We start from the raw sequence: 18,732 nt of genomic DNA, 5'->3' as shown, positions 1-18,732 counted from the left end.
CGTCTCGCGGCCACCAGACCTGAGGGAGTACGACCGTGCGAATCCTGAGCCACCCGGCGACACTCGTGTTCCTGCTGCTCCTGGTGGTCGTGCTGTTCGGCTACAAGCGCCTCCCGGACGTCGCCAAGAGCGTCGGCCAGTCGATGAAGATCTTCAAGAGCGAGATCAAGACGATGAACGACGACGCGCCCGCGCCGCAGAACCCGGCAGCACCCGACGTGACCGCCACGAACACCACCGCGCACAACGCCACGGCCCCCGTGAACGCGGCCCCGCCGGCCCCCGCCGTCCCGGCACCGCCGGTCGTCCCCGCCGTCACGGTCGAGAAGCCCGCGGGCCCCACCGCGCCCTCGGCCTGACCGCCCCCGCGTCACCCGTCACCCCAGTCGCCGACCCCGCGTGACCACTGAGCGCCGCCCGCGCGACGGCCGGATGCCGCTGCGCGCGCACCTCGTCGAGCTGCGCCGGAGGGTCGTCCTGGCGTCCGCGGGCATCCTCGTCGGCGCCGTCGTCGGCTGGTTCTTCTACGACCCGGTCTTCGAGGCGCTGCAGCGCCCGATCAACGAGGCGGCCGAGGCCCGGGACGCGATCGTGTCGATCAACTTCGCCGGCCTGGCCACGGCCATCGACATGCAGGTCAAGGTCTCGTTCTTCCTCGGCGTGCTGATCTCGAGCCCGTGGTGGCTGTACCAGCTGTGGGCGTTCATCAACCCCGGGCTGAACAGCACCGAGCGGCGGCGCACCTACGGCTTCCTGGCTGCCGCGATACCGATGTTCCTGGCGGGCGCGGCGTTCGCGGCGCTCACGCTGCCCAACGCCGTGCGGGTCCTGACCGAGTTCACGCCCGAGGGCGCGTCCAACCTCATCGACGCGCAGACGTACCTCAGCTTCGTCATGCGGTTCGTCCTCGCGTTCGGGCTGGCGTTCCTGCTCCCGGTGATCATGGTCGCGCTCACGCTGGGCGGAGTCGTGCGCGCCCGCACCTGGGCGCGTGGCTGGCGCTGGGCCATCCTGCTGGCGTTCACGTTCGCCGCGATCATGACCCCCACGCCGGACATCCTGTCGATGGTGCTCCTCGCGCTGCCGATCTGTGCCCTCTACTTCCTCGCACTCGGCATCGGTGTCCTCCACGACCGCCGTCTCGACCGCCGCCGCGTGGCCGACGGCCTGCCGCGGCTCGACGGCACGATGCCCGGCGAGCAGGCGTGAGCCACCTCGGCGTGGTGGTGAACCCCACCGCGGGCAAGGGGCGCGGATCGCGCACGGGCGCGCGCGTCCACGAGCTGCTGCAGGCCCGCGGCCACCAGGTCGAGGACCTGTCCGGCCGCACGCTCGAGCAGGCCTCCGACCGTGCTCGCGCCGCCGCGCTGGCTGGCCTCGACGGGCTCGTCGTGGTGGGCGGCGACGGGATCGTCCACCTCGGCGTGAACGTCGTCGCGGGGACCGACCTGCCGCTCGGCGTCGTCGCGGCCGGCACCGGCAACGACATCGCACGCGCGCTCGGCCTGCCGCGCGACGACGTCCGCGCCGCGGTCGACGCGGTCGAGCACGGGCTGGACCACGGCCCGCGCCACGTCGACGCCGTGCGCGTGAGCACGCCGGGCCGGGCGGCGCACGAGTGGTTCGTCGGCGTCCTGTCCTGCGGCTTCGACGCCGCGATCAACGCGCGCGCCAACGAGATGACCTGGCCCCGCGGGTCCGCGCGCTACGTGCGCGCGCTCGTCGCCGAGCTGGCCGCCTTCCGCCCGTACGGGTACCGCGTGACGCTGGACGACGGCGTCTGGGAGGAGTCCGGCACGCTCGTGGCCGCAGCGAACGTGCCGTGGATCGGCGGCGGGCTGAAGATCGCGCCGGACGCGGTGATGGACGACGGGCTGCTGGACGTGGTCCTGGCCGGGCCGTTCACCAAGCCCGGCGTGGTCAAGATCTTCCCCGGCATCTACCAGGGCAAGCACCTCGGCCACCCGGCGGTCGAGGTCCGGCGCAGCCGGTCGATCCTCATCGAACCGCTCGAGTCCGCGGGTCCGCACCCGCCCGTCGCGTTCGCCGACGGCGAGCGGATCGGCCCGCTGCCGCTGCTCGCGCAGGTCGATCCCGGCGCGCTCCGCGTCCTCTGCTGAGTTTCGCCCTCCGCGTGCCTAGGGTGGGCGCGTGCCGTCACGCTCCCGCCGGTCCCGTCCTTCCGCGCAGCCCGCGTCCGCGCCGCCGGCGGAGCCGTCGCCCGCCGAGCGCTTCGCGGCCGCCAAGCGCCGCGCGGCCATCGAGCGCAGCGAGCTGGGCCGCTTCCGCGAGCTGATCCCGTTCCCGCTCGACGAGTTCCAGCTCGACGCGTGCGAGGCGCTCGAGCGCGGCAGCGGCGTCCTGGTGGCAGCCCCGACGGGCGCCGGCAAGACGGTCGTCGGCGAGTTCGCCGTGCACCTGGCGCTCGCCGCAGGCCGCAAGGCGTTCTACACGACGCCCATCAAGGCGCTCTCGAACCAGAAGTACGGCGACCTGGTCCGCCGGCACGGCTCCGAGAACGTCGGGCTGCTCACGGGCGACACGACGATCAACGGCGACGCGCCCGTCGTCGTGATGACCACCGAGGTCCTGCGCAACATGCTCTACGCGAGCTCCCCGGCGCTGGGCGGGCTCGGCTTCGTCGTCATGGACGAGGTGCACTACCTCGCGGACCGGTTCCGCGGCCCCGTGTGGGAGGAGGTGATCATCCACCTGCCCGACGACGTGCAGCTGGTGTCCCTGTCCGCCACGGTGTCCAACGCCGAGGAGTTCGGCGACTGGCTCGCGACGGTGCGCGGCGACACGACCGTCGTGGTCAGCGAGCACCGGCCGGTGCCGCTCGGCCAGCACGTGCTGGTGCGCGACGAGCTCCTCGAGCTCTACGCCGGCCACGTCGACCCGACCGACCCGGGCGTCGACCCACCGATCAACCCCGACCTGCAGGCCCTGCTGCGCCGGCGCGTGCCCGACGACCAGCGCGGTCCGGGTGACCGGGGGTTCCGCGGACGCGGGGGCGCACGCCCCGGAGGTCGTCCGCAGCGCCCCAGCGGCCGCCCCACCCCGCGGTTCGCCGTCGTCGACGTGCTCGAGCGCGAGCACCTGCTGCCCGCGATCGTCTTCATCTTCTCGCGGGCCGGCTGCGAGGGCGCCGTGCAGCAGTGCCTCGCGGCGGGCGTCCGGCTGACCACGCCCGCCGAGCAGGCGCAGATCCGGATGATCGTCGAGGAGCGCTCGGCCGCCATCCCGCCCGAGGACCTCGACGTGCTCGGCTACTGGGACATCCTCGAGGCGCTGAGCAGGGGAGTGGCCGCCCACCACGCGGGGATGCTGCCGCTGTTCAAGGAGACCGTCGAGGACCTCTTCTCCCGCGGGCTGGTCAAGGTCGTGTTCGCGACCGAGACGCTCGCGCTCGGCATCAACATGCCTGCCCGGTCCGTCGTGCTCGAGAAGCTCGTCAAGTGGGACGGCTCGAGCCACGTCGACGTCACGCCGGGGGAGTACACCCAGCTCACCGGACGGGCAGGGCGGCGCGGGATCGACACCGAGGGCCACGCGGTCGTCGTCTCGCACCCCGGGCTCGACCCGGTGCAGCTCGCGGGCCTGGCGTCCAAGCGCCTGTACCCGCTGCGCTCGAGCTTCCGCCCCACCTACAACATGGCGGCCAACCTCGTCGCGCAGGTCGGCCGGGAGCGCTCGCGCGAGGTGCTCGAGACCTCCTTCGCGCAGTTCCAGGCGGACCGGGGCGTCGTCGGGCTCGCCCGGCAGGCCCAGTCGCACGCCGAGGCGCTCGAGGGCTACGAGCGCGCGATGCAGTGCCACCTGGGCGACTTCGTCGAGTACATGGAGATCCGCCGCGAGATCGCCACCCGCGAGCGCGACGCGTCCAAGGCGGGAGCCGCGGCCCGGCGCGCGGAGGTCGCCCGGACGCTCGAGGGCCTGCGGCCCGGTGACGTCCTGGAGGTCCCGTTCGGACGCCGTCCCAGCCACGTCGTCGTCATCGACCCGGGCGGGAAGCCGGGCTTCGACGGACCCAAGCCGATGGTCCTCACCCTCGACCGCGAGGTGCGGCGGCTCACGGTGCCCGACATCGGCACGGGCGCGCGCACGGTCGGCTCGGTGCGGATGCCGAAGGGCTTCAACGCGCGCGTGCCCGCGTCGCGTCGTGACCTCGCCGCGATCCTGCGCGTGGCCGTCGCCGACCTGGAGCCGCCGCAGCGCGGCCCGTCCCGCCGCAGCCGCCCGACGGCGGCGCAGGACGACGAGCAGATCGCGACGCTGCGGCGCCGGCTGCGCCAGCACCCGTGCCACTCGTGCCCCGACCGCGACGAGCACGCGCGGTGGGCCGAGCGCTGGTCGCGGCTGAAGTCGGAGCACGACGCGCTCCTCGGTCGGATCACCGGCCGCACGGGGTCGATCGCGGCCGTGTTCGACCGGATCTGCGACGTGCTGGTCAAGCTCGGGTACCTCGAGTCCGACGACGGCACGCTGCGGGTGACCGACGACGGTCGCTGGCTGCGCCGGCTCTACGCCGAGAACGACCTGCTGCTCGCGCAGTGCGTGCGCAGCGGCGCGTGGGACGAGCTCGACCCTGCCGGCCTGGCTGCGGCGGTCTCCACGCTCGTCTTCCGCTCCCGGCGCGACGAGAACGCCGAGCCGCGGGTCCCCGGCGGTCCGGACGGGCGGCTCGGACGTGCGCTCGACGCCACGGTGCGCACCTGGTCCGAGCTCGACGACCTCGAGTCGGCCCACCGCATCGAGGCGACGAGCGGGCTCGACATGGGCCTGGTCGAGTCGGTGCACCGCTGGGCGTCGGGACGCAGCCTGGACGCCGTCCTGCGGGGCAGCGAGCTCAGCGCGGGGGACTTCGTGCGCTGGTGCAAGCAGGTCATCGACGTGCTCGGCCAGCTCGCGCAGTCGGCTCCGACGTCGAGGATGCGGGGGACCGCCGACCGGGCCGTCGAGCAGCTGCGGCGCGGGGTCGTGGCGTACTCCTCGGTGTGACGTCGGCCGCGCGTGCGCCCTGGGGGCGAGCGCGCACCCCGCGAACCCCTATCGTGTGCCGGTGAGCTCCACCCTGTACCGGCACGGAGTCGTGCACACCTCCGCCGACCCGTTCGCCGAGGCGGTCCTCGTCGAGGACGGCGTCGTCGCCTGGCTCGGGTCCGACGACACCGCCGACGGGTTCGCCGCGCGGGCCGACCAGGTGGTCGACCTCGACGGCGCGCTCGTCACCCCCGGCTTCGTCGACGCGCACGTGCACGTCCTGGAGACCGGGCTCGCGCTCGAGAGCATCGACCTGACCGCCGCGGGAGGCGTGCGGTCCCTGGCCGACGCCCTCGCGGCCGTCTCGCGCGCAGCCGCTGCCCGGACCGACGACCTGCCGATCCTCGGCTTCGGCTGGGACGAGCTCGACTGGCCCGAGGGTCGCGCGCCGACGCGGGCCGAGCTCGACGCGGCCGCTGGCGGCGCACCCGTGTACCTCGCGCGCGTCGACGTCCACTCCGCGATCGTCTCGACCTCCCTGGCCACGGGTGCCGGCGCCGACCGGGCGGACGGCTGGTCCGACGACGGCCGTGTCGAGCGCGACGCGCACCACGTGGCCCGCGAGGCGGCCCGGGCCGTCTCGTCGTCCCGCCGCACCCAGCTCTACGAGCGGGCCCTCGCGCACGCGGCGAGCCGGGGCATCGTCTCCGTCCACGAGCACAGCGCGCCGTCCATCGACACCCGCGCGGGCCTCGTCGAGCTGCTCGGGCTGACGCGCGACGCCGCCGACGGCCGTCCGCACCTGGCGGCCTACCGTGGCGAGCTCTGCGTCACGGTGGACGACGCCCGCGAGGTCCTGGCCGCGATCCCCGGCCTGACCGGCATCGGCGGCGACCTCAACGTCGACGGCTCGATCGGCTCGCGGACCGCGGCCCTGCGCTCGGCCTACCGCGACTCCCCGGGCGAGCGCGGGAACCTCTACCTGGCGGGCGAGCAGATCGCCAACCACATCACCGCGGTCTCCCGCGCCGGCCTGCAGTCGGGCTTCCACGTGATCGGTGACGCGGCGATGGACGAGGTGCTGCTCGGTCTGCGCGCGGCGGCCGACGTCGACGGCGCCGCCGCGCTCGCACGGACCGGGCTGCGGCTCGAGCACGCCGAGATGATCGATGCGGGCACCCTGGCGGCCCTGGTGCTCCTGGGGGTGCGGCTCAGTGTCCAGCCGGCGTTCGACGCCGCCTGGGGCGGCGTGGGCGGCATGTACGCGACGCGGCTCGGCGCGGGGAGGGCGTCCGCGCTCAACCCGTTCGCCGACCTCGCCGGTGCGGGCGTCCCGATCGCGTTCGGCTCGGACTCGCCGGTGACGGCGCTCGACCCGTGGGCAGGGGTCCGGGCCGCGGCCTTCCACCACGAGCCGGAGCAGCGGATCAGCGCCCGGGCCGCGTTCCGGGCCTCGTCGCGAGGCGGCTGGCGGCTCGCCGGGCACGACCAGGTGGGCGAGCTGCGCGTCGGCTCGCCGGCCCACCTCGCGGTCTGGGACGCCGAGGAGCTCGTCGTGCAGGCACCCGACGGCCGGCTGTCCGCGTGGAGCCCTGACGCACGGGCCGGGATCCCGCTGCTGCCCGACCTGTCGGCCGACGCGACGCCGCCCCGGTGCCTGCGCACCGTCCGGGACGGTGTCGTCCTCTTCGACGCCATGGCGTGAGCGGGTCGGAGCGCGGCAGGCAGGGCTGAACGGGTGATCGTGCGCCGCGAGGCGACGCGCGGGACGACGGGTTTGCGCGACACGCGCGGCGACACGCCGAACCGGACGGCCCGGACTCGGACGAACCGGACGCGATGACCTGCACAGAGGCCTACGACCTGCAGGAACGGCTCCTTGACAGGTGTCGGGATCCCGGTAGGTTTCCCCATGACCCACCACCGCGGACCCGTTGACGACGACGTCCCGGGACCTCCTGCGAGGGACCTGGCGGTGGATCTCGGGGCTCCGACCGGGCCCGCGCGTTCAGTAGACAACGGTCCGCCTCGGCGGCACCGGTACGAAGGACGCGCGGGCCGGTCGGTCGAGATCGAGGGGTTGCTGACCTGGACGGGACGCCCAGCGTCCTGTCGTACGCTGACGCCGTGCCCGCCGCCGAACCCGCCCGTTGGTGGACTCTCGTCCTCGCGGCGCTGGGCGGGTACGCCACGCGGCTCGCGTTCCCCTCGCCCGGCTGGTGGGGGATGGCCTTCGTCGGCGTCGCCCTGCTCTTCCTCGCGATGCGCCGCGACAGCGCACGCTGGAACGCCCTGGTGGGCGTCGTCTTCGGGCTGACGTTCTTCACACCGCTGATCGTGTGGACCGGCGACGCGGTCGGGATGGTGCCGTGGTTCGCGCTGAGCGTCACCGAGTCGCTGTACCTCGCGCTCTTCGGTGCCGGCTGGGCCTGGGCTCGGCGCGGCGCGGCGGTGTGGCGCTCCGGGCCGTGGCAGGTGCTCGTGTTCACCCTCCTGTGGGTCGCGACCGAGGAGCTGCGCACCTTCTGGCCCTTCGGCGGCTTCCCCTGGGGCCGTCTCGCGTTCTCGCAGGCGGACTCGCCGACCGCTGCGTTCGCGTCGTGGGGCGGCGTGCCGCTCGTGAGCGCGCTGGTGGTCGCCGTCGGCGTCCTGCTGGCCCAGGCGGTCCTCGCGGCACGCCGGCTGCACGTGCTGCGGACCGCGGGCTGCCTCGGCGCGGCGATCGCGTTCGTCCTCCTCGGGCTGGCCGTGCCGCTCCCCACGCAGGCCGAGACCGGCACGCTGCGCGTCGGTGCCGTGCAGGGCAACGTGCCGGGCCAGGGGCTCGACGCGTTCGGCCAGCGCGAGGCCGTGCTCGACAACCACGTCGCCGGCACGTACAAGCTCCTGGACCAGGTGGAGCCCGGCGACCTCGATGTCGTGCTCTGGCCCGAGAACGGCACGGACATCGACCCGCAGGTCGACGCGGGCGCTGCGAAGCTCATCGACGACGCCGCGAAGGCCGTGGACGCCCCGATGCTGGTCGGCACCGTCCAGTACCCCGAGAGCGGCGGCCGGTACAACACCGCCGTCCTGTGGGAGCCCGGACGAGGTGTCGTCGCGACCTACTCCAAGCAGCACCCCGCGCCGTTCGCGGAGTACATCCCGATGCGCTCGGTCGCGCGGATCTTCTCCTCGGCCGTCGACCTCGTGACCCGTGACATGATCCCGGGTGACCGACCCGGCTACATCCCGCTGGAGTCGGCGCGACTCGGACGCACTGTCGGCATCGGCGACGTCATCTGCTTCGAGGTCGCCTACGACGCACTGGTGCGCGACACGGTCCGCGCCGGGGGAGAGGTGCTGGTGGTCCAGACGAACAACGCGACGTTCGGCATGTCCGACGAGTCGACGCAGCAGCTGGCCATGTCGCGCATCCGCGCGATCGAGCACGGCCGCGCGACCGTCCAGATCTCGACCGTCGGGGTCAGCGCCGTGATCGCGCCGAACGGGACCGTCGCTCAGCAGACGGGCCTGTTCACCGCCGAGCAGATGGTCGCGAACGTGCCGCTGCGGGACACCCTGACGCCCGCGACCCGCCTGGGCAGCTGGCCGGCGTGGATCGTCGACGGGCTCGCGATCGCCACCGTGGTCGCCGGGGCGGTCGGCGCCTCGCGGACCCGCCGTGCCGACCGGCCGGCCGCCGCATGACCACGCTGGTCGTCGTCCCGACGTACAACGAGCACGAGTCGATCCCCGGGGCGCTCGCACGCCTGGCCGAGCACGTCCCGGACGCGCACGTCCTCGTCGTCGACGACGGCTCGCCCGACGGCACCGGCGCCCTCGTCGAGGAGATCGCTGCGGCGGACACCGCCCCGCGCGAGATCCACGTGCTGCACCGCTCCGGCAAGCTCGGGCTCGGCACCGCGTACGTCGCGGGCTTCCGCTGGGCGCTCGAACGCGGCTACGACGTCGTCTGCGAGATGGACGCGGACGGCTCGCACCGCGCGCAGGACCTGCCGCTGCTGCTGGCGGCCCTCGACGACGCCGACCTCGTGCTCGGCTCGCGCTGGGTGCCGGGCGGCTCGGTCGTGAACTGGCCCCGCAACCGCGAGGTGCTCTCGCGCGGGGCGAACACCTACACCCGGCTCATGCTCGGCATCCCGCTGCGGGACGCGACCGGGGGGTTCCGCGCCTACCGAGCGCCGCTGCTCGCATCGCTGCCGCTCGGCGAGGTCCAGTCGCAGGGGTACTGCTTCCAGGTGGACATGTCGTGGCGCGCGGTCCGGGCGGGTGCGCGCGTGATCGAGGTGCCGATCACGTTCGTCGAGCGCGAGGTCGGGGCCTCGAAGATGACGCGCGCCATCATCGTCGAGGCGCTGGTCTCGGTCACCCGGTGGGGGATAGCAGAACGCTCCCGCCAGGTGGCGGGAGCGTTCCGTGGGGTCGTGCGCCGGCGCTGAGCGCCGGTTGTGACACAGGGGTCAGGCGGAGCGGCGAAGCTTGCCCGACCGGAGCAGGTCGAGACGCTCGTCGAGAAGCTCCTGGAGCTCGCCGATCGTGCGGCGCTCGAGCAGCATGTCCCAGTGCGTGCGCGGCGGCTTGCCGGCCTTCGCCTCGGGGCGGGACGCGTCGCGGAGCAGCGCCTCCGTGCCGCAACGGCACTCCCACACCACCGGGACGTCGGCCTCGACCGAGAACGGCAGGATGATCGTGTGCCCGTTGGGGCAGTCGTAGTGGGCCTGGAGACGGGGGGCGAAGTCGACGCCCTCCTCCGACTCCATGCTCTGGGACCCGATGCGCATGCCGCGCAGGGACCTGTTCGCCATCTGGGGACCTCCGTGCCGGGTTACGGCCGTCGAGAGTGAGTACTGCCACCGATGTCAACGGTGCGCGACGTCCTAGTGTTCCAGCCTGACGTGAAGGCTTCGTGAACGCACCTCGGGAGGGCCGCGGAGGCTTAGGGTTCGAGGGTGATTCTTCCCACGATGACCTACCGCCGCCTCGGTGACAGCGGCCTGACCGTATCGACCGCCGGGCTCGGGTGCAACACGTTCGGCCACACCCTGGCGCCCGAGCTGGTCGCCCCGCTGGTCCACGCGGCGCTCGACGCCGGTGTGACCTTCTTCGACACGGCCGACGTGTACGGCGGTGAGCCCGGCCAGAGCGAGCAGCTGCTCGGCGCCGCGCTGGGTGCACGCCGGGACGACGTGCTCGTGGCCACCAAGTTCGGCGCGGACGTCCGCGGGCTCAACGGCCCCGACTGGGGCGCGCGTGGCTCGCGCCGCTACGTCCGGCGCGCCGTCGAGTCCTCGCTGAGCCGCCTCGGCACGGACTACATCGACCTCTACCAGCTGCACATGCCCGACCCTCTGACGCCGATCGAGGAGACGCTCGCCGCGCTGCACGAGCTCGTGCTGGAGGGCAAGGTCCGCTACCTCGGCTCGTCCAACTTCGCCGCGTGGCAGCTCACCGAGGCCGACTGGACCGCACGGACCGGCGCACTGACCCCGTTCGTGTCCGCGCAGAACCGCTACAACCTGCTCGACCGCAGCGCCGAGCGTGAGCTCGTGCCCGCCGCGGAGAGCGCCGGGGTCGGCATCCTTCCGTTCGTCCCGCTCGCGTCTGGCCTGCTCACCGGGAAATACCGCCGCGGCGAGGCCGCGCCCGAGGGCTCGCGCCTGACCCTGCTGCCCGACCGGCTCGCGAACGCCGAGTTCGACCGGATCGAGGCGCTGGCTGCTCTCGCTGCCGACTGGGACGTCGACCTGGCCACGCTCGCGCTCGGCGGCCTCGCGGCCCAGCCGGCCGTCGGCTCGGTGATCGCCGGCGCGCGCACGCCCGAGCAGCTGCAGGCGAACGTCGCGTCGATCCTGTGGGAGCCGAGCCTCGACCAGCTCGCCGAGCTCGACGAGGTCGCGCCGGCCTGACCGGCTCACCACCGCAGGACCCGCGCGCGGTCGCGACCCACGGCGGCGATCGCGCGCACCCGCAGGTCCAGCTGGGCGGCCGCTCTCTCGAGGGCGGCCGCCCAGGCCATCTCCACGTCACCGCGGTCGCCACCCGAGCGCCGCACGACGGCGAGCACGAGCCCGCCGTCGGGCGCGTCGAAGACGTCGAGCAGCACGTCGCGCAGGTGGCGCAGGAGTGCCGCGACCAGTGCGCTGTCCGGTCGCACGGGCGTGTCGGCGATCGGCAGGACGACCGGCAGCGTCCAGTCGGCCTCGTCGACGAGCGCGCACCACAGGGCCATCGGTCCGGCGCGCTCGGGCCCGATCAGCGGGAGCAGGAAGTCCAGCACGTCGGCGGCGCTCGTCAGCGGCGTGCCCGGCGTCGAGGGCAGGTCGTCGTCCTGCCCGTCGTGCTCGTACCCGTCGAGGCCGTACGGCCAGTCGTCCTCGTCCTCGTCGTCGGCCCAGTCCGGCCAGGCGTCGTGCGCTGCGCTCGTCATGCACGTCAGCGTGGGCCGGCCGCCGTCCCCGTGGGTGGCCGCGCGCCGCTTCTGTGGGCGGGCCCTCGGGGGAGCGGGGCTGTGGTCGGCTCGACGTCAGGCCAGGAAGGCCCGCACCGCCTCGACGACCAGTGCGTGGTCGTCGGCCTGGGGCAGGCCGGAGACGGTCACGACGCCGACGACCCCGACGCCCCGCACCCGCACGGGGAACGCCCCGCCGTGCGCCGCGAACTGCTGCAGCGGGAGGTCGTGCTGCTCGTTGAACGTGGTCCCGCGCGCCCGCGCGCGCAGTCCGACCAGGTAGGACGAGGCGCCGAAACGCTCGACGACCCTGACCTTGCGCTCGATCCACGAGTCGTTGTCGGCGACCGTCCCGGGCCGCGCGGCGTGGAAGAGCTGCTGCGTGCCACGGCGGACGTCCACGGTGACCGGCAGGTCGCGCGCGATGGCCAGCTCGACCAGGACGCACCCGAGCTGCCAGGCGTCGTCGTTCGTGAAGGTCGAGAACTCGAGCTCGCGCTCCTCGGCCTCGACGCGAGCGATGATCGGGGCGACGTCGTCGTGGCTCATGCCTGCCATCGTGGCACGGGTCAGCGGGGCGCCGTGAGGGGAAGGTCGTGCCCGAAGATCGCGTCGGGGTCGTAGGTCGCGGCGATCGCCCGCAGCCGGGCCAGCGTCGCGGGCGGGTACGCCCGCTCGAGCCTGTCGTCGGCCAGGTCGAAGCTGCGGTAGACGCCGGTGACCTCCTCGGACAGCTGGTCCCACCGGCGGTCCAGCGCAGCCCGACCGGAGGCGGTCGTCATCGCGGACAGCGAGAAGTTCTGCGTCCGGTGCGCGTAGGCCGTCGCCTCGGCAGGCGTCGCGTTGACGGCGCCTCCCACCGCGCGCAGCTGCATCATGGGGGACTCGTGCGCGGCGACCAGGTCCGCCAGGACGCCCGCGACACGCGGCGTCACGTGCTCGACGAGCCCGCCCCGCATGTTCGGCGGGGCTCCGCCGTCGTGCCGCCCGTGGTGGGCCTGGATGACTCCGGAGTAGGGCAGGAGGTTCGCCTGCTGCTGGAGCACCGGGCCGACCGCCATGAACGGCTCGAGCGCCGCGACGGCGGCCTCCGCGTCGTCACCCGCCCACACGGTCATCGCGTGGGCGATCGCGGGCTGGTCCCGCCGAGCGGGCACCACGGTGAGGAAGCTGGTCAGCTCCCACGGGGAGCGCTCGACCTGCTCCGCCCAGGCGACCAGAAGGGCCGCGGTGTCGGTGGCGTCGTAGACGAAGGTCGCCAGCACCACGTCGCCCAGCGCGGCCGCCTCGACGTCGACGGACGTCACGATGCCCACCGCGGCGCCGGCGCCGCGCACGGCCCACAACAGGTCGGGGTGCTCGTCGGCCGATGCGCGGACGACGGAGCCGTCGGCGAGGACGACCTCGGCGGCGACCACGTGGTCGAGCGTGAGCCCGTACGAGCGCCCGAGCAGCCCTTGGCCGCCCGCGACGACGAGGCCGCCCACGCCGACGTCTCCGTAGTCGCCGGAGCTGATCGCCATGCCCAGGGGTGACAGCGTCTCCGCCACGTCGCCCCAGTGGGCGCCGGCACCGAGCCGCACCAGCCGGCGGTCGGCGTCGAGGACCTCGACCTGGTCCAGGGCGCCGAGGTCGATGACGATGCCGCCGTCGTTCGTCGACCGGCCGGCGATCCCGTGCCCGCCGGACCGGACCGCGAACGGCACGTCCTGCGTCCGCGCGAACTGCAGGGCCTGGGACACGCCGACGGCGTCGCGCGGCTGGACGACCAGGCCGGGAGAGCCCGCCCAGATGTACGTGGAGCGCACGGCTCCGTACCCGCGGTCACCGGGCTCGACGACGAGGTCCGCGAGCGCGGCCGGGATCGCGTCGTAGTCGATCCCGGGGACCCGGCGGGCGAGCGAGGCCGCCGAGCGCACCGCACCCGTCGTCGTCCCGTCGGCCCGCCGCTCGGAGGCGACGGCCTCGCGCAGCGCGGGGGCGAGCTCCTCGCCGAACAGCGCCAGTGCGCGCTCGTCGTCGCTGCCCAGGATCAGCGTGGAGATCCCGTCCTCGAGGACCATCGGCAGCAGCTCGTCGACCCAGTCGTCGATGCTCGAGGCCGTGATGCCGCCGAGGTTGAGCAGGCGGCGGATCTCGCGCGGGTCCCGCCCCGCCTCGGTCGCCGCCTCGTCGATGCGGGCGTTGCCCGCCGCGAGGTCGCCGGGCTGCAGGTAGCCGAGGCTCGGCAGCCAGCCGTCGGCCTTGCGCCCGACGAGGCCGAGCATGCGCGGCTTGTACGCGCCGAGCCAGATCGGGATGTCGTGCGCCGGGGCCGGTCCGCGCTTCGCCCCGTCGACCGCGTGGTACCCGCCGCCGGCGCGCAGCACGCCACGGGTGTCGGTGTCCCAGAGGCCGCGGATCACGTCGATGCCCTCGTCGAGCGCGGTGACCGCCTGGCCCGGCGTCATCCGGGGGGCGCCCATCGCGACGATCGCGTCCCAGAACGCCCCGGACCCCAGCCCGAGCGCCACCCGGCCACCCGAGAGCAGGTCCAGGCTCGCGGCGGCCTTCGCCAGCACGGCCGGGGGCCGCAGCGGGAGGTTGAGGACGTTGCCCGCGAGCTGCACGCGCTGCGTCGAGGCGGCGACCCAGGACATCAGGGTCCACGTGTCGAGGAACGTCGGCTGGTACGGGTGGTCCTGGAACGTCACCAGGTCCAGCCCGTGCCGCTCGCCGGCCTGCGCGAGCGCGACCACGCGCTGCGGGTCGGCGGCCTGGGGCGTCAGGAAGGCGCCGAAGCTGAGGGTGTGGCCGTAGTCGGGCATGCGTGTGGTCCTCCGTCGATCGATCCACCCTGGTCAACGTGCGCGGTGGCCTGCGGCTTCCTCGATCCTTGCCGATGCGCCACGATGTGACGCGACCGACAGGGGGCACGTGTGACGACTGGCATCGTCTTCTTCGACGTGGACGGGACGCTGATCCCGGGCGTCGCCTCGAGTGCCGTGCACATCGCCCGCCGGCTGGGGCATGCCGCCGAGCTCCTCGAGGCCGAGGACCTCTGGGACCGCGGCCTGATGTCCGGGCCCGCGGTGGAGCGGCTCGACGCGATCCGGTGGGCGGGGTCGCCGGTCGCGCAGGTGCGCGCGTGGCTCGCCGACCTCCCGCTCGTCGACGGCATCGCCGAGACCGTGGCCTGGTGCGTCGAGCACGACCTGCAGCCCGTCCTGGCGACGCTCGCCTGGCAGGCCGTCGGCGACGAGCTCTGCGACCGGTTCGGCTTCCTTCACGCCAACGGAGCGCGGGTCGCCCAGGTCGACGGCCGCTACACCGGCGAGGTCGAGCTCTCGATCGACGAGCACGGCAAGCTCGAGCACGCGCGCCGCGCCGCCGCCGCCGCGGGCATCCCGCTGGCTGACTGCGTGGCGGTCGGCGACGGCCGCTCCGACGTCCCGCTGTTCGGCGCCGTCGGCCTGGCCGTCGGGTTCAACGCCAACGTCGCCGCGAGCGCTGCCGCCCACCGCACGGTCGTCGGCGGTGATCTCCGGGCGGTGATCCCGGTCATCGAGGAGTGGCTGGGCCGCTGACGACCGACGCCGCGAGGGACGTCAGGAGTGCCCGCTGGTCGGCGCCTAGGTGCGCGGTGAGCTCGCCGACCGCGACGGCGACCTCCGCCGCGCCCTGCTCGGTCCAGTCGCGACCCAGGGGAGTGAGGGTCACCAGCACCGCGCGGCCGTCGTCGGGGGAGGGGGAGCGCTGCACCAGGCCGCGGCGCTCGGCGCGCGTGACCAACCCGGTGACCGACGACTTGTCGAGCCCGAGGTGCAGCCCGAGCTCGGCCATCCCGATCCTGCGGTCACGCACGATGCCCAGCAGCCGCATCTGCACGACGGACAGCTCGCGCTCGGCGCCCACGGACGCCAGGATTCGTTGGACGGCGAACGACAGCTGCACGAGCGAGTCGACGGTGGGATCGGTGCTCATGGAGCAACCCTACGGGACGTAGTACGTGACACGAACTATGCACGTATATAGTTTGTAATACGTACTACTGATGACCCGCACCCCGACGAGTGCGGGGGAGGAGAACGCCATGCACGCAGCAGTCGTCCACTCGTTCGACGAGCTCCCGCGCTACGACGTGCGCGAGGCGCCCGTGGCCCGGACGCCGGACGAGGTCGTCGTCGACGTCCTGGCCGCCGGTCTGCACCCGCGGGTCCGGTCCGGCGCGGACGGCACGCACTACACGTCGGACGGGACGCTGCCGATGGTCCCGGGCGTCGACGGCGTCGGCCGCACGCCCGAGGGTGACCTCGTGTACTTCGTCGCGTCGGACGACGCGCCCGGCACGATGGCCGAGCAGGCGCTCGTCGATCGACGTCGCGCGATCACGCTGCCCGTCGACGCGGACCCGGTCACGGTCGCCGCGGCGATGAACCCCGGCATGTCGTCGTGGGTCGCTCTGCGCCGCCGTGTCGATCTGCAGCCCGGGGGATCGGTGCTGGTGCTGGGCGCGACGGGCAATGCCGGTCAGCTCGCGGTCCAGATCGCGCGGCACCTGGGCGCCTCGCGCGTGATCGGCGCGGGCCGGGACGCGCAGCGGCTCGACCTCGTCGCCTCGCTCGGGGCCGACGAGGTCGTCTCCCTGGATGGCGACGGGGTCGCGGACCGTCTCGGGCGGGTCGCCGGCGACGTCGACGTCGTCGTCGACTACCTCTGGGGCCAGCCCACCGAGCAGGCCATGAAGGCTGTCCTGATGGCCAGGACGGACCGGTCCAGGCCGCTCGCGTGGGTACAGATCGGGTCGATGGCGGGATCCGAGATCGCCCTGCCGTCCTTCCTGCTGCGCGCGGCGAACCTGAGCATCCTCGGCAGCGGCCAGGGCTCGGTCACCACGGCCGGGATCGTCGCCGAGCTGCCGGCGCTGGCCGCGCTCGTCGCCTCCGACGAGCTCACGATCGACGCGCTGCCCGTGCCGCTCGCCGAGGTCGAGCGCGCGTGGACCACGCCGACGCGTCCCGGTCAACGGCTCGTCCTGGTGCCCTGAGATCGGTCAGGATCGAAGAAGCGGACGCATCTGCCGGTCGCTACGGTCGTTCTCGACGACGACCAGATGAGGGGACCCGCCATGACGACGACCAAGGACGGCACCAAGACCGCCGCCGCGTTCACCGACGAGGAGCGCGCCGCGATGAAGGAGCGCGCCGCCGAGGTGAAGGCCGCGCGCACCGCGAGCGGCAAGAAGACCGACGGCGACGCCGAGGTCCGCGCCAAGATCGCCGAGATGCCCGACGAGGACCGCGAGCTGGCCGACCGGATCCACACGCTGATCACGGAGGCCGCACCCGACCTGACGCCGCGCACCTGGTACGGCATGCCTGCCTACGCCAAGGAAGGCAAGGTGGTCGTGTTCTTCCAGCCGGCCTCGAAGTTCAAGGCTCGGTACTCGACCCTCGGATTCAACGACACCGCCAACCTCGACGACGGCTCGATGTGGCCGTCCGCGTACGCGCTGACGAAGCTGACGGCGGCCGACGAGAAGAAGCTCGTCGCGCTGGTCACGCAGGCGGCGAGCTGACGCCTCTCGCGGCGAGGGCGTCGAGGTCACGCACCGCGTAGCGGTGGTGCTCCCACTCCTCCTCGAGGATCACGTGCAGGCAGGAAAGCGTCGACTCGGGGTACTGCGGCGCCCAGGGGTTCTGGTGCACGACGGCCAGCTCGTCCTCGGTGACGGTGGCGATGAAGTCACGGACCAACGCGACGCGACCGGCCCGCGCCTCGAGCACGTCGGCGTAGGTCGGCTGTTCAGCGACGAACAGCGACATGTCCAACCCGTCATCCGCGGCCCCCCCGTTGGCAAGCCCCAGGGGGTGGAACGGCTGCTCGACCCCGAGGACCGCCCGCCGCAGCCACGTGTCCGTGGCCAGGACCAGGTGCCGGAGCGTCTGGGCGAAGGACCACTCTCCGTCGACCTGCTCGTCGACCGTGCCGTCCGGCATCGCTGCCGCCCGCGCGGCGGTCGCCTCCCAGGTGGCCTCGAGCGCGGCCCACGCGGCCCGCAGCCCATCCGGGTCCGGTGCTCGGCGGAGAGAGCGACCCGGGAACCGGCGGTCGAGCTTGGCCTCCACGTAGGGGATGACGTTCACCCCGTTGACCAGGAAGGACTCGGCGTCGGGCAGCCAGGGCGCGTCGATGTCGGCGCCGCCCGCGTCGACCCCGCGCATCACGACGCCGGTCAGGTCGCTGCCGACGAACCGCGCGCCGGTGAGGTTCGCACCGACGAACCGCGCGCCGCGCAGGTCTCCGGTCCGTTGGTCGTCAGCCATGCCGCCTCCTCGTCGTGCATCCGTACCGGGGTCCTGAACCTACGCCGAAGGGGATGCGGGGACGTGGGGGAACGAGGTCAGGTCCGGACCCACCGCACCTCGTCGACACCCGTGCCTGGGTCGACCTGGCTCTCGGTCGTGGCCACGAAGCCATGCTTCGCGTAGAACCTCTGCGCCCGGCTATTGGACGAGAACACCCACAGGTGAGCCGGCTCGGCACCGATCGCGGCGTCCAGGAGCCGCGCGGCCAGACCTGTGCCGTGCTCTGCCTCGTCGAGGTAGATCGACGCGAGCTCCCGTGCCGGAAGATCCGCCCGTTCTGAACACGTCACGGCGGCGCTCACGATGCCGACGAGCTCACCGGCGCGGTGGGCGACCCACACGTCGCGAACTCCGCTGACGATCCGGTCGCGCCATCGTGCGCTGCGCGTCTGCCACGTCGTCGCGTCCAGGTACGCGTCCAGGTACGCGTCCGCAACGATGCCACGGTACGTCTGCTCCCAGCATCGCGTCTGGAACCGGCCGATCGCCTCGCAGTCGCCCACCGAGGCCCGTCGCAGCGTCGCGATCTCCATCAGGTCACCCTAGGACCATGGAATCACTGGTCAAGGTGCGTCCTCCGGAGGTACCAACCCCCGCGGCCCAGAGCGTCGGCGGACAAGCGCGGCTCCCGTCAGGCCCGCCACGCACGCGATGGCCCCGACGATGAGCAATGACCACACCTGGGCATGCGAGCCCAGCGCGATAATCACGATCATGCCGACGATGACGGCAATGACGCTGATCACGAGCCCTGCCACAGCGGCCAGGTACTGGTTTACCACCTGCGTGCGCAGTCGATCAGCGAGGCCTCACTCGCACCCAGGAGCACTGGACCTCCGAACGTGGTGACGGCGTCCGGTCCCACCGACACTCGGAGGGCCACACGGATTCCTTTACTCGGGCCATCTGACACGATCTGGTGCCGCAGCGTCTAGGCCTTGACCGTGAACG

At 73.4% G+C, this 18,732-nt stretch carries 18 protein-coding genes; 11 read left to right on the top strand and 7 right to left on the bottom strand.

The genetic code is table 11. The features are described from left to right. Nucleotides 1-35 precede the first annotated feature (35 nt). The 7 genes from EDF34_RS01420 (at nucleotide 36) to EDF34_RS01390 (ending at nucleotide 9,425) form a co-directional block, all read left to right on the top strand. Complete coding sequence (locus tag EDF34_RS01420; protein WP_233575126.1) at nucleotides 36-359, top strand: twin-arginine translocase TatA/TatE family subunit; 324 nt, start codon at nucleotides 36-38, stop codon at nucleotides 357-359. 73 nt (nucleotides 360-432) lie between these two features. Further along, complete coding sequence (gene tatC / locus EDF34_RS01415; RefSeq protein ID WP_123369599.1) at nucleotides 433-1,209, top strand: twin-arginine translocase subunit TatC; 777 nt, start codon at nucleotides 433-435, stop codon at nucleotides 1,207-1,209. Beyond that, nucleotides 1,206-2,120 (top strand): diacylglycerol kinase family protein, encoded by a 915-nt coding sequence (locus EDF34_RS01410; RefSeq protein ID WP_123369598.1) that lies wholly within the window; start codon nucleotides 1,206-1,208, stop codon nucleotides 2,118-2,120. The genes tatC and EDF34_RS01410 overlap by 4 nt, the downstream gene beginning before the upstream one ends. 31 nt (nucleotides 2,121-2,151) lie before the next feature. Then, on the top strand, nucleotides 2,152-5,001 hold the full coding sequence (locus EDF34_RS01405) for an RNA helicase (RefSeq protein WP_123369597.1): 2,850 nt from the start codon (nucleotides 2,152-2,154) through the stop codon (nucleotides 4,999-5,001). A 61-nt stretch (nucleotides 5,002-5,062) separates the two neighbouring features. Then, on the top strand, nucleotides 5,063-6,688 hold the full coding sequence (locus EDF34_RS01400; protein ID WP_123369596.1) for an amidohydrolase: 1,626 nt from the start codon (nucleotides 5,063-5,065) through the stop codon (nucleotides 6,686-6,688). Nucleotides 6,689-7,110: 422 nt separating this feature from the next. Next, nucleotides 7,111-8,673, top strand: coding sequence for an apolipoprotein N-acyltransferase (gene lnt / locus EDF34_RS01395; protein WP_123369595.1), 1,563 nt, complete (start codon nucleotides 7,111-7,113; stop codon nucleotides 8,671-8,673). Next, nucleotides 8,670-9,425, top strand: a complete 756-nt coding sequence (locus tag EDF34_RS01390) for a polyprenol monophosphomannose synthase (protein ID WP_123369594.1) — start codon at nucleotides 8,670-8,672, stop codon at nucleotides 9,423-9,425. The genes lnt and EDF34_RS01390 overlap by 4 nt, the downstream gene beginning before the upstream one ends. Nucleotides 9,426-9,446: 21 nt before the next feature. Here the strand turns inward: EDF34_RS01390 and EDF34_RS01385 are convergent, their stop codons facing one another. Further along, on the bottom strand, nucleotides 9,447-9,791 hold the full coding sequence (locus tag EDF34_RS01385) for an RNA polymerase-binding protein RbpA (protein WP_118767239.1): 345 nt from the start codon (nucleotides 9,789-9,791) through the stop codon (nucleotides 9,447-9,449). Between the two features lie 159 nt (nucleotides 9,792-9,950). Between EDF34_RS01385 and EDF34_RS01380 the strand changes: the two genes are divergently transcribed. Next, nucleotides 9,951-10,892 (top strand): aldo/keto reductase, encoded by a 942-nt coding sequence (locus EDF34_RS01380; RefSeq protein WP_123369593.1) that lies wholly within the window; start codon nucleotides 9,951-9,953, stop codon nucleotides 10,890-10,892. Nucleotides 10,893-10,897: 5 nt separating this feature from the next. Here EDF34_RS01380 and EDF34_RS01375 read toward each other — a convergent pair whose 3' ends face one another. The 3 genes from EDF34_RS01375 to EDF34_RS01365 form a co-directional block, all read right to left on the bottom strand. Then, nucleotides 10,898-11,413: a hypothetical protein gene (locus tag EDF34_RS01375; RefSeq protein ID WP_123369592.1), complete on the bottom strand. Its 516-nt coding sequence runs from the start codon at nucleotides 11,411-11,413 to the stop codon at nucleotides 10,898-10,900. Between the two features lie 96 nt (nucleotides 11,414-11,509). Further along, nucleotides 11,510-11,983 carry a heme-degrading domain-containing protein gene (locus EDF34_RS01370; protein ID WP_123369591.1) on the bottom strand — a complete coding sequence of 158 codons (474 nt, stop codon included), beginning with the start codon at nucleotides 11,981-11,983 and terminating at the stop codon, nucleotides 11,510-11,512. A gap of 20 nt (nucleotides 11,984-12,003) precedes the next feature. Then, nucleotides 12,004-14,241 carry an LLM class flavin-dependent oxidoreductase gene (locus EDF34_RS01365; RefSeq protein WP_123369590.1) on the bottom strand — a complete coding sequence of 746 codons (2,238 nt, stop codon included), beginning with the start codon at nucleotides 14,239-14,241 and terminating at the stop codon, nucleotides 12,004-12,006. A gap of 111 nt (nucleotides 14,242-14,352) precedes the next feature. Here EDF34_RS01365 and EDF34_RS01360 point away from each other — a divergent pair, with 111 nt between their 5' ends. After that, nucleotides 14,353-15,000, top strand: a complete 648-nt coding sequence (locus EDF34_RS01360) for an HAD family phosphatase (protein ID WP_123369589.1) — start codon at nucleotides 14,353-14,355, stop codon at nucleotides 14,998-15,000. Here EDF34_RS01360 and EDF34_RS01355 read toward each other — a convergent pair. After that, nucleotides 14,975-15,397, bottom strand: a complete 423-nt coding sequence (locus EDF34_RS01355; RefSeq protein WP_123369588.1) for a MarR family winged helix-turn-helix transcriptional regulator — start codon at nucleotides 15,395-15,397, stop codon at nucleotides 14,975-14,977. The genes EDF34_RS01360 and EDF34_RS01355 overlap by 26 nt on opposite strands. Nucleotides 15,398-15,467: 70 nt before the next feature. On the opposite strand from EDF34_RS01355, the gene EDF34_RS01350 reads away from it, so the two are divergent. Both EDF34_RS01350 and EDF34_RS01345 read left to right on the top strand, forming a co-directional pair. Continuing rightward, entirely contained in the window at nucleotides 15,468-16,460 is a 993-nt protein-coding gene (locus EDF34_RS01350) for a zinc-binding alcohol dehydrogenase family protein (protein ID WP_233575125.1), read from the top strand. 81 nt (nucleotides 16,461-16,541) lie between these two features. Continuing rightward, a complete protein-coding gene (locus tag EDF34_RS01345) occupies nucleotides 16,542-16,991 on the top strand; it encodes an iron chaperone (protein WP_123369586.1) in 450 nt (149 codons plus the stop codon). On the opposite strand, the gene EDF34_RS01340 is transcribed toward EDF34_RS01345, so the two are convergent. Further along, nucleotides 16,972-17,739 carry a DinB family protein gene (locus EDF34_RS01340; protein ID WP_123369585.1) on the bottom strand — a complete coding sequence of 256 codons (768 nt, stop codon included), beginning with the start codon at nucleotides 17,737-17,739 and terminating at the stop codon, nucleotides 16,972-16,974. The two genes, EDF34_RS01345 and EDF34_RS01340, sit on opposite strands and share 20 nt — an antisense overlap. Before the next feature lie 77 nt (nucleotides 17,740-17,816). Next, nucleotides 17,817-18,314 (bottom strand): GNAT family N-acetyltransferase, encoded by a 498-nt coding sequence (locus tag EDF34_RS01335; RefSeq protein ID WP_123369584.1) that lies wholly within the window; start codon nucleotides 18,312-18,314, stop codon nucleotides 17,817-17,819. Nucleotides 18,315-18,732: the final 418 nt, after the last annotated feature.

The organism is Cellulomonas sp. PhB150 (assembly GCF_003755175.1).
GTDB lineage: Bacteria > Actinomycetota > Actinomycetes > Actinomycetales > Cellulomonadaceae > Cellulomonas.
The sequence above is the reverse complement of the archived record's forward strand: the minus strand, read 5'-3'. Positions and strand labels throughout refer to the sequence as shown.